Annotated in this window: 13 protein-coding genes and 1 pseudogene; 9 read left to right on the forward strand and 5 right to left on the reverse strand. The window is 65.9% G+C overall.

Features of this window, described 5'->3' with window-relative positions; genetic code table 11:
• The 3 genes from J1902_RS17630 to J1902_RS17640 form a co-directional block, all read right to left on the reverse strand.
• On the reverse strand, positions 1 to 406 hold a 406-nt coding region (locus J1902_RS17630), incomplete at its 3' end, for an SDR family NAD(P)-dependent oxidoreductase (protein WP_207617686.1).
• 176 nt (positions 407 to 582) lie between these two features.
• Positions 583 to 1,602, reverse strand: a complete 1,020-nt coding sequence (locus J1902_RS17635) for a LacI family DNA-binding transcriptional regulator (RefSeq protein WP_207617687.1) — start codon at positions 1,600 to 1,602, stop codon at positions 583 to 585.
• Positions 1,603 to 1,612: 10 nt separating this feature from the next.
• Positions 1,613 to 2,824: a Gfo/Idh/MocA family protein gene (locus J1902_RS17640; RefSeq protein WP_207617688.1), complete on the reverse strand. Its 1,212-nt coding sequence runs from the start codon at positions 2,822 to 2,824 to the stop codon at positions 1,613 to 1,615.
• Positions 2,825 to 3,038: 214 nt separating this feature from the next.
• Here J1902_RS17640 and J1902_RS17645 point away from each other — a divergent pair, with 214 nt between their 5' ends.
• From J1902_RS17645 to aroQ, 8 genes are all read left to right on the forward strand, one after another.
• On the forward strand, positions 3,039 to 4,595 hold the full coding sequence (locus tag J1902_RS17645; protein ID WP_207617689.1) for a glycoside hydrolase family 31 protein: 1,557 nt from the start codon (positions 3,039 to 3,041) through the stop codon (positions 4,593 to 4,595).
• A gap of 153 nt (positions 4,596 to 4,748) precedes the next feature.
• Positions 4,749 to 5,711 carry a carbohydrate ABC transporter permease gene (locus tag J1902_RS17650; RefSeq protein WP_207617690.1) on the forward strand — a complete coding sequence of 321 codons (963 nt, stop codon included), beginning with the start codon at positions 4,749 to 4,751 and terminating at the stop codon, positions 5,709 to 5,711.
• A gap of 9 nt (positions 5,712 to 5,720) precedes the next feature.
• Positions 5,721 to 6,671, forward strand: coding sequence for a carbohydrate ABC transporter permease (locus tag J1902_RS17655; protein WP_207617691.1), 951 nt, complete (start codon positions 5,721 to 5,723; stop codon positions 6,669 to 6,671).
• A gap of 78 nt (positions 6,672 to 6,749) precedes the next feature.
• The gene (locus J1902_RS17660) at positions 6,750 to 8,105 is read left to right on the forward strand and encodes an ABC transporter substrate-binding protein (RefSeq protein WP_207617692.1); all 1,356 of its coding nucleotides are present in this window, start codon (positions 6,750 to 6,752) and stop codon (positions 8,103 to 8,105) included.
• 108 nt (positions 8,106 to 8,213) lie between these two features.
• Positions 8,214 to 10,409, forward strand: a complete 2,196-nt coding sequence (locus tag J1902_RS17665; protein ID WP_207617693.1) for an alpha-galactosidase — start codon at positions 8,214 to 8,216, stop codon at positions 10,407 to 10,409.
• Between the two features lie 192 nt (positions 10,410 to 10,601).
• The gene (locus J1902_RS17670) at positions 10,602 to 11,354 is read left to right on the forward strand and encodes a DUF222 domain-containing protein (protein WP_207617694.1); all 753 of its coding nucleotides are present in this window, start codon (positions 10,602 to 10,604) and stop codon (positions 11,352 to 11,354) included.
• Positions 11,355 to 12,134: 780 nt separating this feature from the next.
• Positions 12,135 to 12,467, forward strand: coding sequence for a hypothetical protein (locus J1902_RS17675; protein ID WP_207617695.1), 333 nt, complete (start codon positions 12,135 to 12,137; stop codon positions 12,465 to 12,467).
• 39 nt (positions 12,468 to 12,506) lie between these two features.
• The gene (gene aroQ / locus J1902_RS17680) at positions 12,507 to 12,971 is read left to right on the forward strand and encodes a type II 3-dehydroquinate dehydratase (protein ID WP_207617696.1); all 465 of its coding nucleotides are present in this window, start codon (positions 12,507 to 12,509) and stop codon (positions 12,969 to 12,971) included.
• A gap of 129 nt (positions 12,972 to 13,100) precedes the next feature.
• Here the strand turns inward: aroQ and J1902_RS17685 are convergent, their stop codons facing one another.
• Complete coding sequence (locus J1902_RS17685) at positions 13,101 to 14,285, reverse strand: MarP family serine protease (RefSeq protein WP_207617698.1); 1,185 nt, start codon at positions 14,283 to 14,285, stop codon at positions 13,101 to 13,103.
• Positions 14,286 to 14,509: 224 nt separating this feature from the next.
• On the opposite strand from J1902_RS17685, the gene J1902_RS17690 reads away from it, so the two are divergent.
• Positions 14,510 to 15,187, forward strand: coding sequence for a Crp/Fnr family transcriptional regulator (locus J1902_RS17690; RefSeq protein WP_207617697.1), 678 nt, complete (start codon positions 14,510 to 14,512; stop codon positions 15,185 to 15,187).
• Between the two features lie 291 nt (positions 15,188 to 15,478).
• On the opposite strand, the pseudogene J1902_RS19835 reads toward J1902_RS17690, so the two are convergent.
• A pseudogene (locus J1902_RS19835) lies at positions 15,479 to 15,574 on the reverse strand (NUDIX hydrolase); the annotation flags it as partial.

A 15,574-nucleotide genomic window follows, 5' to 3' on the forward strand; every position in this document is an offset into this window, starting at 1 on the left:
AGGGGGTGGGGTTGTGCTCGCCGTACACGGTGGCGGAGGAGCTGAAGACGATGGAGCGCACGCCGTATTTGTCCATGGCCCGGAGCAGGTTCAGGGTTCCCACGATGTTGTTGTGGTAGTACGCCAGGGGCTCCTGGACGGATTCTCCCACGGCCTTGAGGCCGGCGAAGTGGATCACGGCGTCGATCCGGTGCTGCTCAAAAACCTGCTCGACGGCGGGCTCGTCCACGAGGTCCACCCGGTGGAAGGCCGCGGTCTTGCCGGTCAGTTCGGCGACCCGGCGGAGGGACTCCTCGCTGGAGTTCACCAGGTTGTCGATGACAACGACGTCGTGGCCGGCTTCCTGAAGGGACAGAACGGTGTGCGAGCCGATGTAGCCGGTGCCACCGGTGACAAGAATTCTCATGGATTCCTTCGCGGGACGAGAGCGTCGCCACATCCGTAATGGGCGTTCTAAGCTACCAAGAATCTACACGAGTAGATCAGATACCGGAAGGCCATTTGTGAAATTTTGTGAAAGAAAGTTATATTTTGCTTGTTCGCCCGCAACGGCATCCAGCACGTCATCCCGGTGCCAACTTCCTAGGTGCAGCCGCAGGACTGCCTGATGAGGAGTTCTGTGGGGAAGACCTGGTGCTGCGGTTCTCCGCCTTTGCGCACGTCCACCAGGGCAGCAACGGCTGCCTCCGCCATGGCCTGCACGGGCTGCGCAACTGTGGTCAGGGTCGGCCAGGCGTACTCCGCGGCAATGGTTCCGTCGAAGGACACCACTGCAATATCGCCCGGAACGGACAGCCCGGATTCATGGATGGCGCGCATGATTCCGACGGCCTGCACGTCCGAGCTGGCGAAGATCGCCGTCGGCCGCTCTTCAAGCGCCAGCAGCCGCCGTCCGGCGTCGTAGCCGCCAGCGAGGGTGAACAGCCCGTAGTCCTCAGGCCCTTCCGCCAGCCCGGCGTCGGCCAGCGCGCGGCTCCAGCCCTGGCGGCGCTCATCCACGGTGCCTGAGGCGTTAACCCCAATTGCGAGCGCGATGATGCGGTGTCCGTGGCCGATCAGGTGCTCGACGGCAGTCCGGGCCGCCGCTTCCAGATCAACACCGACGCTGCTGAAGCCCGGGGCCTTCGCGGGATGGTTGAGTAGAACGCAAGGAATCTCGGCTGCCTCGAGCTCGGCGTAATCAGGCTCGTCCATGAGGCTGAAGAGCACCACACCATCAACCTGCCGCGCCGCGAGATTTCGCACCTGGCCCCGTTCCCTGTCCGGATCGCTGTCCGAGTTGGCCAGCAGCAGCGAGTAGCCCCGGGCACCCGCCGCCTCTTCGACCGAGTGGGCGAAGAGGGCAAAGAAGGGGTTGAAGTTGTCCGGCATGACCAGGCCGATTGTCTCGCTGGAGCCCAGCTTGAGCGCCCGTGCCGCGGCGTTTGGCCGGTAGCCCAGCACACGGATGGCCTCCCGGACCTTCGCTTCCGTTGCCGGTGCCACCTTTTTCGGGCCGCCGTTGACCACATAGCTGACGACGGCGGTGCTCACCCCCGCGTGGTGGGCCACGTCCTTGCGTGTGACCGGGCCACGGGGGGTGTGCATCTCCGAAATAGGCATGAGGACCATGCTAGCCAGCGGAGGCGTCTCCCGGAGCATCGCCGAAGTCGCGGATGGCCAGCCGTTCCCCGCCGCGCAACGCTGATTCATGGGCCACGACGCCAGGCAGGGTGAAGCGCGCGGCCACCCAGGCGTTGACGGGGGGCAGGGTTCCGGTGGCTACGGCTGTGACAAAATCGTCCACCAGGAAGCTGTGGCTGCCTTCATGGCCGCTGGGCAGGGCCCGCAGTTCCGCCGGCAGGCGTGAGGCGTCGTGGACCGGAGCCAGGCCCGAAACGAAGGCGTCGCGCAGGGCCGGATCCACCTCCGCCAGGGACGGATCGTCCAGCGGGATGCTGGGCAGGGTGCGGATCTGCTCGCTGACGTCGGTGAAGCCGTCCTTGTCCTGCCAGACGGCGGTTTCGACGAGCTGCTCGAAGCTGCCCTCTGTACCGAAGTAGCGGAAGCGGCTCTCGCGCAGGTGCGAGGGGTAGCCCACGCGACGGAATTCGTTGATGCGGATGCTTCCGCCACCGGCCATTTCAAACAGCGCGGTGGCATTGGAAAAGTCGTTGTCGAACATGCTGACGTCCTTGTCGAAGACGCCGTCGCCACGCTGGTCGCGCACACCAATGCAGCTCACGCTCGTGGCGTGGCTGCCAATTCCTCCCAGCACGCCGCCGAGCGAGTGCGTGGGGTAGAGCATGGGCGGGTAGCTGGCGGTCTTCTGCCAGTCATCGCCCCCGCTGTACTGGTAGGCGGCGTAGAAGCCCAGGTCCATGTCGTGCACATAGTCGCCCTCGGCGTAGAAGATCCGGCCGAAGGCACCGGCGTCCTTCTGCTGGCGGGCATAGATGGTGGCGGGGTTGTAGTAGCTGGTTTCACCCATCATGTACGTCAGGCCCGTCTCGCGGACCGCCTCGATGATGGCCGCGATCTCCTCCTCGCTGATGGCCATGGGCACGGCGGAGTACACATGCTTGCCTGCACGTAGCGCCCGCACAACCAGCGGGCCGTGGGTCCAGCGCTGGGTGAAGATCGCGACGGCGTCCACATCGCTGGCGAGCATGTCTTCAAAGCTGGGGAACGTCCCGCCCAGCTGTTGGCGTTCGGCCAAGGTCGCAGCCCTCTCCGGCAGGACATCCGTGACATACACCTCCGAGACTTGCGGGTGCGCCTTGAAGAGCTTGGTGAACTGGCCTGCGAACTGGCCGGCGCCTACTACGCCGAGTGAAAACGTCATTGTTTGATCCTCCGTGGGTCTGTGGGTTGTGGGATTCATCGAGTCTCCCAGCGTGATCTACTCGAGTCAACCAAAACTCCCTAAATCAAAGAAAATCTCACAAAAATTCACAGAAGACCTTCCGAAGGCCGGGGTCAACGTGATGGAATTGTCCCCGATCCCGGCCCGTCTACTCGAGTCGCCACACCATTTCAAGCCACGCCAAAGGAGTCCCATGCCTGAGAAGTCCGCCGCGCTCGATATCGAATTGTTGCCCGGGGAGGTCTGGTGGGGAGGCGCCGTGGCCGACGGGCAGGCAATGCCGTTCGGGGCACTGCCACACCACCGCAATCTGGCCGACAATGCCGGGCTCGCTGGAGATCCGTCAGCCGGGGCCAACCAGTCGGCACCCCTGCTGCTCTCGAGTGCCGGGAGGATCGTCTGGTCCGGGAGGCCCTTCAGCTTCACGTTCGGGGACGGCCGGCTTGGCGTGGTCCCGAGCGATGAAGACGTCCAATTGTTGGAAGCACCCCTCGGGACCCTGCGGGAAGCCTTCCTGCTGGCTTCGCAGCGGTTCTTCCCGGCGTCGGGCCGCATTCCGGCGCGGGAGCTTTTCGAGGGGCCGCAGTACAACACCTGGATTGAAATGCCCTACGCACCCACCCAGGACGGCGTCATCACCTACGCCGACAGCCTCCTGGAGGCCGGTTTCCCGCCGGGCGTCCTCATGATCGACGACCGCTGGTCGAGGGACTACGGCGACTGGCGCTTCAACGCCTCGCACTTCCCGGACCCCACCTCGATGGTCGAGGAACTGCGTGCCAGAGGCTTCCGGGTGATGCTCTGGCTGGTGCCATTCATCAGCCCGGACAGCGATCAGTTCCGTGAACTGCGCGCACTCGGGCTGCTGCTCAAGGGCCCCGATGGTGAAGTGATCGTGCGCGAATGGTGGAACGGCTTCAGCGCCATGCTCGACGTCACCAACCCTGAGGCAACGGCGTGGCTCAAGGCCCGGCTGGACGCGTTGCGGGACGAACACGGCATCGATGGATTCAAGTTCGATGCCGGAGACCTGAGGGACTACCGCGCAGATGACCAGGCTGCCGACGGCACCGGTCCGGTAGATTTGTGCGAGGCATACGCCCGGCTGGGTCTGGAGTACAGCTTCAACGAGTACCGGGCGTGCTGGAAAATGGGCGGCCAGCCCCTCGCCCAGCGCCTGCATGACAAGCCCCCGACCTGGGGCAGCGACGGCCTCCTCTCGCTGGTTCCCGAGGGCCTGGCCCAGGGCCTGATCGGCCACGCTTTCACGTGCGCCGACATGGTGGGCGGAGGCGACCTCGCGGCCTTCGCCCCGGGGGCGTCCGTGGACCAGGAGCAGTTTGTCCGCTACGCGCAGTGCGCGGCCCTGTTCCCGATGATGCAGTTCTCCATCAACCCAAGCCGCGTGCTCGACGCCGAACACCTCGCGGCGGTGCACGGCGCAGTCGCGCTCCGCCAGGAACTCCTTCCCGAGATCCTTGCACTGGTGGAACACGCGGCCCGGACGGCAGAGCCCGTCATCCGCCCGCTCGCCTACCACCACGCGGGCTTCGAAGGTGTGACCGACCAGTTCCTGCTCGGCGAGGACATTCTGGTGGCACCCGTCCTCCAGGCCGGAGCAACCCGCCGCACCGTGGTCCTGCCGGCCGGAACCTGGACCGGCCCGGACGGCGTCGAACGCGGCGAGGGAACCGTGGAGATCGCCGTCGACCTCGGCACATTGCCCGCTTTCCGCCGCACCGGCGCTTAACCGCACGGGCATCCGCGCTCCCAATCGCGCCCAAAAACGCAAGAAACAAAAGAAAATCTCACAAAAGATCACAAAAACTCTTGACGCCCAGAAATCTACTCGTGTAGATTCGTCTTCAGTTGTTAGCCATGTCACATCCAGGAAGGGTCGAAGATGACCACGCTCACCAAACAGCCCGGTCCGGGGCTCTCCGCATCCAGCGGGCCCCGGAAATCACGGAAGCGGGGCAAGCCGTCCGCAGGTTTCCGCGGCATCGGCGATCTCAAGATCGCACTTCTCTTCATCGCACCCGCAATGCTCGGCTTCTTGCTCTTTTACCTGGTGCCGACCGTCCGTGGCATCTACCTCAGCTTCACGGAGTACAGCATCCTCGGGGACCCTGAATGGATCGGGACCCGGAACTACGAGCGCATCGCCAAGGATCCGCTGTTCTGGAACGCCCTTGGGGTCACCTCGGAATACGTCGTCATCAACATCGTGCTCCAGACGGCCCTCGCACTCGGTCTCGCGATCCTGATGCACCGGGTGGCCAAGTCCACCCTCATCCGCGGTGCGCTCCTGCTCCCGTACCTCATGGCAAACGTCATCGCCGCTCTCCTGTGGTTCTGGATGCTCGACTACCAGATCGGCATCATCAACCAGCTCATCGAGTGGACCGGCCTTCCCCGTGTAGCGTTCTTCGGCAGCGAGCAGTGGGCCATCCCCACCCAGGCGCTCATCAACACCTGGAGGCACATGGGCTACACCGCGCTGCTGATCTTCGCTGGCCTGCAGGCCATCCCCAACAGTGTTTACGAAGCCGCCAGCATCGACGGATCCAAGGCCGTCAGCACCTTCTGGCGGATCACCCTGCCGCTGCTGCGCCCCGTGCTCGTCCTCGTGCTGGTCGTGACCGTCATCGGCTCCTTCCAGGTCTTCGACACCGTCGCCGTCACCACCGCCGGCGGCCCCGTCAACGCGACCCGCGTGCTGCAGTACTACATCTACCAGCGCGCCTTCAACGAGCAGGACTTCGGCTACGGCTCGGCCCTGGCCGTCATCCTCTTCCTCATCCTCGCCCTCGTGGCCTTCATCCAGATGAAGTTCCTCCGAGGCAACCAGTCGGACCTGGACTAAGGACACCCCATGACCACCCTTACCTCCCCCAAAACCGGCGGCCGCCGTCGTCCTTTCACAAGGAACAGTCCTTTCACAAGGAACCGTCCTTTCAACTGGCGCCGTACCATCGCGTGGACCCTGCTCGCAATCGCCATTGCCGTCAGCGTGCTGCCCTTCTTCTGGGTGCTGCGCACGGCCCTGTCCACGAACGGTTCCCTCGCCGCGAACTCCGCGAGCCTGCTGCCCGCTGACTTCAACCTCGGAGCCTTCAAGCGGGTCTTCGGCCTCCAGACCGCCGCCGAAGCAATCGCGGAGGGCGGCTCGGGAGCCTCGATCAACTTCTGGCAGTACCTGTGGAACTCGCTGCTCTTCTCCAGCATCACCACCGCGGGCGCCGTGTTCTTCAGCTCGATGGCCGCCTACGCCTTCGCCCGGCTGCGCTGGAAGGGCCGTGACGGCGTCTTCTCCCTGTTCCTCGGCACCATGCTGGTCCCGCCGATCTTCACCGCCCTGCCGAACTTCCTGCTCATCAAGAACCTAGGCCTGCTCAACTCGATGCTCGGCCTGGTGCTGCCGTACCTGTTCATGACCCCGTTCGCGATCTTCTTCATGCGCCAGTTCTTCCTCAACATGTCCCGCGAGGTCGAGGAAGCCGCAATGCTCGACGGCGCGAAGCACTTCCGGATCTTCTTCCAGGTCGTCATGCCCAACGCGGCCGCCCCGATCGCGACCCTTGCGCTGCTGACCTTCATGGGCCAGTGGAACGAGTACTTCTGGCCGCTGCTCGTCGGCACCACCGAGGAAGCACGCGTGCTCACGGTAGGCCTGGGCGTCTTCAAATCCCAGTCACCCCAGGGCGCACCGGACTGGTCCGGCCTCATGGCGGCCACCCTCGTCTCGGCCACGCCGGTCCTTATCCTCTTCGCCATCTTCGGCAAGAAGATCGTCAACTCGATCGGCTTCAACGGCACCAAGTAGGCCTCCCTCCCTCTCATCCCCTCAACGGGGCCCGGCACGCGCCGTGTCCCCACCCCACCCTGTCCCGAAAGGACCCCCATGAAGAAGAAAGCACTCGGCGCCGTCGCCCTGGCCGCTGCAGCCACCCTCGCATTGTCCGCCTGCTCCGGCGGCTCAAGTGGAGGAGGCGGCGGCGATGCCGCCAAGGGCGAGATCAGCTACTGGCTCTGGGACGCCAACCAGTTGCCCGCCTACAAGCAGTGCGCCGAGGACTTCCAGAAGGCCAACCCGGACATCACCGTCAAAATCACCCAGACGGGCTGGGACGACTACTGGAGCAAGATCACCACCGGCATGGCCTCCGGCACTGCCCCGGACGTCTTCACCGACCACCTCGCCAAGTACCCGGACTTCCTCAAGACCAAGCAGCTCGTCGCCCTCGATGACGCGATCAGCAAGGACAAGGTGGACCTCTCCCAGTACAACGAAGGCCTGGCGGACCTCTGGGTCGGCCAGGACGGCAAGCGCTACGGCCTGCCCAAGGACTGGGACACCGTAGCCCTCTTCTACAACAAGAAGATGGCCACCGACGCCGGCCTCAGCCCCGAGCAGATGGGCTCGCTGAGCTGGAACCCGCAGGACGGCGGCAGCTATGAGAAGGCCATCGCCCGCCTCACCGTGGACAAGAACGGCAAGCGCGGCGACGAGCCCGGATTCGACAAGGCAAACGTCGCCGTCTACGGCCTCGGCCTGCCCAACTCCGACGCCGGTGGCGGCCAGACCCAGTGGAGCTACCTCAGCGCGACCACCGGCTGGACCCACACGGACAAGAACCCCTGGGGCACCCACTACAACTACGACGACAAGAAATTCCAGGACACCATCGCCTGGTGGGCCTCGCTCGTGGAGAAGGGCTACATGCCCAAGCTCGAGACCACCGTCGGCGCGAACATGGCCGACAACTTCGCCGCCGGGAAGTCCGCCATCAACTCCAACGGCTCCTGGATGATCGGACAGTACACCGGCTACAAGGGCATTGAGCTTGGCATCGCCCCCACGCCGACCGGCGTGAACGGCAAGCGCGCCTCGATGTTCAACGGCCTGGCCGACTCCATCTGGGCCGGCACCAAGAAGAAGGACGCCGCCATCAAGTGGGTCGAGTACCTCGGTTCCACCGCGTGCCAGGACGTCGTTGCGTCCAAGGCCGTGGTGTTCCCCGCAGTGAAGACCTCCTCGGACAAGGCCGCCGAAGCGTTCAAGGCCAAGAACGTGGACGTCACTGCCTTCACCCAGCACGTGAAGGACAAGAGCACTTTCCTGTTCCCCATCACCGACAATGCCGCCAAGATTGAGGGTGTCATGAAACCGGCCATGGACGCGGTCATCGCAGGCAAGTCCCCGGCCGGCTCCCTGACAGCAGCCAACGAACAGATCAACGCAATCTTCACCAAGTAACACCAACCCCAGAAACCAGTCCGGGCGCCGCCGCTTTACTCCTTTGACGGCGGCGCCCGGACTCTCCACTCCTGCAAGCAACGCACCGACTCCACGAAAGCGATCCCCATGGACCCCCTGCACCTCCGTTCCGCCGGCACGAGCCTCCTGCTCGCCTTCTACACCGGCGAGGCCCAGATCGTCCATTGGGGCGCCGACCTCGGCGATGCCCTCCCTGACCTCAGCCTCTTCAGTGCCCCCGTACCCCACTCGGCCCTTGACGTCCCGATCGTGGCAGGGCTGCTGCCCCAGGCTTCCTCGGGCTGGCCCGGCCGTCCCGGCCTGCGCGGGCACCGCACCGACGCCGGAGTTCCCGGCTTCGACTTCTCCTCCGCGCTCCGGATCGTCTCGGCAGAGCTCGACGGCGGGGACGCCGCCGTCGTCCTACAGGCTGACCCGGACACGGGCGTCGAGGTGCGCACCAGCCTGCGCCTCGGCCCCTCGGGCCTGCTGGAAATCCGCCACACCCTCACCAACACCGGCACCACGCCGTACGTGCTGGACGAGCTCGGACTGGTGCTCCCGGTGCCGGGCGACGCCGTCGAACTCCTGGACCTCACCGGCCGCTGGTGCCGCGAGAACCACCCCCAGCGCCACCAGATCGCCCAGGGCACCTGGGTCCGCTCCGGCCGGCACGGCCGCACGGGCCACGACTCCTCGCTGCTGGTGGCCGCCGGCACCGCTGGCTTCTCCAACCGTTCGGGCCGCGTCTGGGCCGTGCACTTCGGCTGGTCCGGCAACCACGAACAATACCTTGACTCCCTCGCGGACGGCCGCCGCATGCTCGGTGCCTCGGAGCTTCTCGGATCGGGCGAAGTGGTGCTCGCCCCCGGTGCGGAGTACAGCACGCCCGTGCTGTACTCCGCCTACTCGGACCATGGCCTGGACGGCGTGACCGAGCGATTCTACGAGTGGTTCCGCGCCCGGCCGCAGCACGTGGCCACGCAGGGGGCCGCAGGCGGCTCCGGCAAGGCCCGCCCGGTGGTCCTGAACACCTGGGAGGCCGTGTACTTCGACCACCGGATCGAGCCGCTCATCGAGCTGGCCGAGTCCGCCGCCGAGCTCGGCGTCGAACGCTTCGTGCTCGACGACGGCTGGTTCCGCGGCCGCCGTGACGATACCGCGGGCCTGGGCGACTGGTACGTTGACGAGGGCCTCTGGCCCGAAGGCCTCACCCCGCTGATCGACGCCGTGACCTCGCGCGGCATGGAATTCGGCCTGTGGGTGGAACCGGAAATGATCAACCTGGACTCGGACGTCGCCCGTGCCCACCCGGACTGGATCGTCGGCCCGGCCGCAGCGTCCCACAAGGACGGCGGCCGCCTGCCGCTGGAGTGGCGGAACCAGTACATCATCGACCTCGCCAACCCGCAGGCATGGCAGTACATCTACGACCGGATCGACGCCCTCCTGCGCGAGAACAACATCAGCTACCTCAAGTGGGACCAGAACCGGGACCTGACCGAACACGGCCACGGCGGACGGCCCTCGGTCCACGAGCAGACCCTGGCCGCGTACCGCCTCTTCGACGCGCTCAAGGCCTCCCATCCGCAGGTTGAAATCGAGTCCTGCTCCTCCGGCGGGGCGCGTGTTGACCTCGGCATCCTGCAGCGCACGGACCGCGTGTGGGCCTCAGACTGCAACGATGCGCTGGAACGGCAGACCATCCAGCGCTGGACCCAGGCCGTGCTCCCGCCGGAGCTGGTTGGCGCACACGTGGGGCCGACGCACGCCCACACGACCGGGCGCACCCACAGCATCACCTTCCGCGCAATTACTGCCCTCTTCGGGCATTTCGGCATGGAGTGGGACATCCGCAAGGCCAGCGGGCACGAACGGGCCGTACTGCTGCGCATCATTGCGATCTACAAGGAGCACCGCGGACTGCTGCACTCGGGAGTGCGGGTCAATGCGGATCTCGGTGAGCCGAACCTCCGCCTGCACGGCGTGGTCTCCCAGGACGGATCGGAGGCGCTGTTCGCCGCCGTCGTCCTGGCTTCCCTGGCCGCCGAAATGCCCGGCAACGCGGGCATTCCCGGCCTGGACCCGGACCGCACGTACCGGGTGGAGGCCATCATGCCCACCTCGGAGGACCTGCCCGTCACGGTGGAGGGCGACGCCTACAGCCCGTTCGTGCAGATCACGCCGCCCGCATGGCTCGACGGCGGCCTGACCGCCACGGGCCGCTTCCTCGCGGAAGTGGGGCTGCCGCTGCCGGTCCTGCGTCCCGAACACGCGCTGCTGCTGAAGGTCACGGCGGTCTGATCCGCTGTTGTTGCTGGGCCTGTGGGCGGACAGACATACGGAGTCTGCCCGCCCACAGGCGTGCCCGCATGATCGTATGATCGCCTGATCGCCTGATCGCCGAAGCATGCCCTTCGGGCGAACCTGGCCAGTTTTCGACTCCGAATCAACGGACGCCGGATTAATGTCAGTGGTCAGTGGTGAGATGGATTCATGGAGATCACCAACAGCCTGAGTGAGAGGACCCCGCAGCCCGTTGCTGCATCTGATCCCGCGCGGTTGCTGGACGAGATGGTCTCAACGCTGGAGTCGCTGGAAGCAGCCATCGCGGGCCTGCAGGCTCTGCGGGAGTATACGCTGGCCATGGCGTCGCGGGTGGCGGACTTCATGAACGACGGCGGCGCGGTGCGGCCAGGGTTCGACGCCGTGCGGTGGGATTCATGCTCGGCGGAGCTGGCTCAGCGTGCGGTGGCTGCCGAGATCGCAACGGCAACCCGTGCAAACGATCGCACTTTGCAACGGCAAATAGGTCAGGCGGTTGAGCTTCTGGACCGTTTCCCGCTGACTTTCAATGCCCTTGCGGAGGGCCGGATCAACCTGGCACACGCCCGCGTGATCCAGGAGGTCGGGATGGTGCTGGACGAGCCTGGGGCTTTGTCCCGGTATGAAGCTGTGGTGGTGGCGTTCGCGGAACAGCAGGCTCCTGGGCGGGTGCGACGCATGGCTGTCCGGGAAGCCGAGAAAGTCCAACCAGAACCCCTGAGCAACCGGCACGAGCAAGCCCATGAGGAACGCCGTGTCTGGGTGACGCCGTTGCCGGATGCATGGCCGAACTCGCAGCGGTGCTGCCCGCAGCCGTGGCATACGGCATCCACGACAGAATCACCCAGATGGCGCACGCGCATGCAGAAGCGATGGCAGTCCGGGCACCTGACACTGTTGAACTGCGTCGGAGCACTGAACTGAGTCGAACCACTGATCAGCTCCGTGCCGACCTCCTTTCGGACCTGCTGCTCCGCAGTGTTCCGACCGGGCATGACACCCCGGACGGGCTCCTGGCGGCGATCACGGCCCGGGTGGATGTCACAGTCCCTGTGCTGAACCTGACCGACTGCGAAGGCCTCGTTGCGGGCAAAGCCGCCTGGACGCCGGCCGAGCTGGACGGACGCCACCCGATCGACCCTGACACGGCGAGGGTCTTGGCCGGGGAGGCGACTCGTTGGAACAGGGTCCTGACGGACCCGTTCAACGGCGCAGTATTGGCCGTGGACAGGTACCGGCCGGGCGAAGATCTCAGACGGCTCCTCAGGGCCCGGGATTCAAGGTGCCGCTTCCCCGGTTGTGGGATCAAGGCCCGTGAACTGGATTTGGACCACACACTCGACGCGGCCCTCGGTGGAGCCACCGAAGCTGGCAACCTCGCCGGGCTGTGCCGACGCCATCACATGCTCAAACACCACTCACGGTGGAAGATCCGGCAGATCGGAGCCGGGGTTCTGGAATGGACCAACCCCAACGGCCGAAGATACACAGACCACCCACCCATTCCTGCGACGTATACAGCATCCATCACCCACAATCCAGGCTCGGCGCCGGGTGATGCCTCTGACCCGCCGCCCTTCTGAGTCACTGCCGGTTACCGCTCTGCTGGCCCACGTTCCGCGCCACCTCGCTGCGGAGGGGTCTCTCGCCCGGGGTTCCAGGCGTAGGCTGTGACTAGGGTCCTTCCACCGCCTGGAGTCTGCCATGGACACTGAAACCGCCGCTGTCACCGGCCATGATGTCACCACAATCACGTGCGTCTGCGGCAACACCGTCGGCGACGACGGACTGATCCAGGCGAATTCGGAGGGCGTGCCGATCCAGGCTGGCGCCGACGTCCCCGCAGGCCTGGCGTCATGGCCGGATGATGGCGAGCTTTTCACGCTGTGCCCGTCATGCGGTCGGGTGTACCGCGATTCCGTGGTGGAGGAGACTGGCACGGCACCGGTTGCTTTCAGGGTGGATGTGGCCACCGGACCGATTGCCGAGGCCATCCGCCTGCACTGGGACCTCAGCGCCGGAAGTGACAGGTCATGAACGCGCCAAGCACCGCGTGCCGCCTATACATTGGGAACCATGACTGACGCATCCTCCGCCTCCGAAACCGGCCGCGGCACCATCCTTGTTGTCAACGGACCCAACCTGAACCTTCTGGGAACGCGCGAGCCGGAAAAGTACGGTACGTCTACGCTGGCCGACGTCGAACAGCTGGCCATGAACGCCGCAGCCAGCCACGGCTTCACGGTCGACTGCGTCCAGTCCAACCACGAGGGCGACCTCCTGGACGCCATCCACGCCGCACGGACCACCGCCGTCGGGATCGTCATCAATGCCGGCGCCTACACGCACACCTCCGTGGCCCTGCGCGACGCCCTGGCGGCCGTGCAGCTGCCCGCCGTCGAGGTCCACATCACCAACGTGCACCAGCGCGAGGAATTCCGGCACCACTCCTACCTGTCCCCCGTGTGCTCGGCAGTGATCGTGGGCGCGGGCGTGCTGGGCTACAAGCTGGCCATCGAGTACCTGGCCGAAACGCTCTAGGCACCGGAACGCTCTCTCACGTTTGAGGCACTTTCACCCAACGCTCTCCCACATCATGTGAGAGAGCGTTGGGCGAAAAGGGCGTTTATCTGAGAGAGCGTCCGGCGGGGTTATTTCCAGGTGCGGGGCCTATTTCTGCGTGCACTGCCCTGGGGACACCGGGGCGCTGAGGGCGGGGGCCTGGGCGGCCACGGGCCCGAGGTCCTCCATGGTGAGGGCGAAGCCAAGGGCCGCGTCCGTGGTGGTCTTGGCGAAGATCACGCCGGCCACGGCGCCTCCGGTGGTCAGGAGCGGGCCGCCGGAGTTGCCCGGCTGGACGTCGCCGGCAAGCCGGTAGACGAGTTCCGGGGCGGGGTTGTCCCCGTAGATGTCCGGGACGAGCAGCGTCGAGATGCCCTGCACGGTGGCGGGCTTGGACTGGAAGGGCCCGCCGTGCGGGTAGCCTGCAAAGGCCGCAGGGCTGCCCGGGCCGAGGTCCGGGCTCAGGGGCAGCGGCGCCGTGGGCAGTCCGTCGACGGCCAGGACCGCCAGGTCACGCTGGCTGTCGAAGTACACCACGCGGCCCGCGAGCGCACCGCCATCGGGAATCTCCACCACCGGCTGGGACACGCCGGCCACGACGTGCGCGTTGGTGACCACACGGCCGGGCGAGACCACAAAGCCGGAGCCGGTCTGGTTCTGGCCGCACTGGTAGGCCGTACCCGCGATCTTCAGGACCGAGCGCGCCGCATTGTTCAGGGCCGGGGTGTTAGTGCTGGCGTCCGGTACCGGAACCGGCTCGGTGGGGCCGATGCCTTCAATCAGCTTCGGGATGCCGTTGCCAATGACGGTGGACCGGAGCTGCGCCATGGCGGTCTTGACGGGTGTGGGGGTGAGCCCATCAATGAACCTGATGACCTTGGATTCGGCCAATTGCTGGGACACGAACGGCACACCGAGGGAGCTGATGCTGAACGCCAGCATGGACATCACCAGGGCGGCAACCACCACGCTGACGGCGCCACCCACCAGGCGGTCCACCCCGTGCAGGGGCTTGATCTTCACCGCTCCGCGGACCCTGTGCCCCATCATGGTTCCCAGGCCATGGCCAAGGGCCACGAGCACGACGGCGGAGCCGATGGTGGCGGTGAGCCTCCAGCCGCTGTCGCTGACCAATCCGCTCACCAACGGCACGGCCATGAACGCCGCGACTGCGCCCACAGCGAAACCGGCGATGCCGCCGAGGGTCACCAGGAAACCGTTGCGCAGGCCATAGATCAGGTAGGAGACAAGCATCAGAACCAACGCCAAGTCCAGGATGGTCAAGCCAAACACCATTGCTCCTCACAGCAGGGTAAGCCCCAATTGTAGAGGCGCGGGCTGACAACAAGCCGTGAGAGCCGGACCCGCAGAGGCCCTCCGCGACGGCCCACGGACGGCCTCGCGGCGGCCCTCCCGTGTGATTTCGGGCGTTTCACGTGCCAAGTACGTCACAGAAGCGCCAAAATTCTGAAACAATGGCTGGAGCGCCACGACCGAAACTTACTCAGGAGACTTTTATGGACATCGAGGTATTGCGCCGCGCACCCCTCTTCGCCACCCTAGACGACGACGCCTTCCGCCTGCTGACGGATGAGCTCACCGAGGTGGACCTTTCACGTGGAGCCTCGGTGTTCCGCGAAGGTGACCAGGGTGACCAGCTGTACTTCATCGTGTCCGGCAAGGTGAAGCTCGGCCGCACCTCCCCCGACGGCCGCGAGTCTCTGTTGGCCATCCTCGGCCCGGGCGAGCTCTTCGGCGAAATGGCCCTGTTCGACCCCAGCCCGCGCACCGCCACGGCCACCGCCGTGTCCGAGACCCGTCTGGCCGGCCTGCGCAACGAGAGCCTCAACGCCCTGCTCCGCACGCGCCCCGAGGTCTCTGCCCAGCTGCTGCAGGCCCTGGCCCGCCGCCTGCGCCGCACCAACGACTCCCTGTCCGACCTCGTCTTCTCGGACGTCCCGGGCCGCGTGGCCAAGGCCCTCCTGGACCTGGCCGACCGCTTCGGCCGTCCGGCCACCGACGGTGTCCTGGTGGCCCACGAGCTCACCCAGGAAGAACTGGCCCAGCTGGTGGGCGCTTCCCGCGAGACCGTGAACAAGGCCTTGGCCGAGTTCGTCCAGCGCGGCTGGCTGCGCCTCGAAGCCCGCGCAGTCGTGATCCTCGACATGCAGCGCCTCCGCCAGCGCTCCCGCTAAACCAAACAAGAAAGCCGCTCCGGTTCTGAACCGGAGCGGCTTTCTTTGTTAACTCACCTCCGGCGGAAGGCGCACCTTCGCCGTCGCTTAGACACGATCGAAATGCGCCGCTACGGTCGCTGGGCGACCTTCACGGCGCGATCGATCGCGATGCGCTCCTTTGCGAAGGCCCGCAATCCGCCTCGAAAACTGCCGGTCAAGGACAGAAGTCCGGCGTCCGGCAGCGTGCGTCTAAGCGAGGAACGAGCGAGCACGCCGAGGACGGCGGACTTCTGTCCTTGGGGTAAGAGGTCAGCGTTCCCGCTGCGGCTCCCCGGCGACGGTCTTGGCCGCCTCGACCTCGAGCATCAGGATCCCGCCTTCGTCGACGAGCCTCGGCTGGTACAC

Source organism: Arthrobacter cavernae, assembly GCF_017368795.1.
Classification (GTDB): Bacteria; Actinomycetota; Actinomycetes; order Actinomycetales; family Micrococcaceae; genus Arthrobacter; species Arthrobacter cavernae.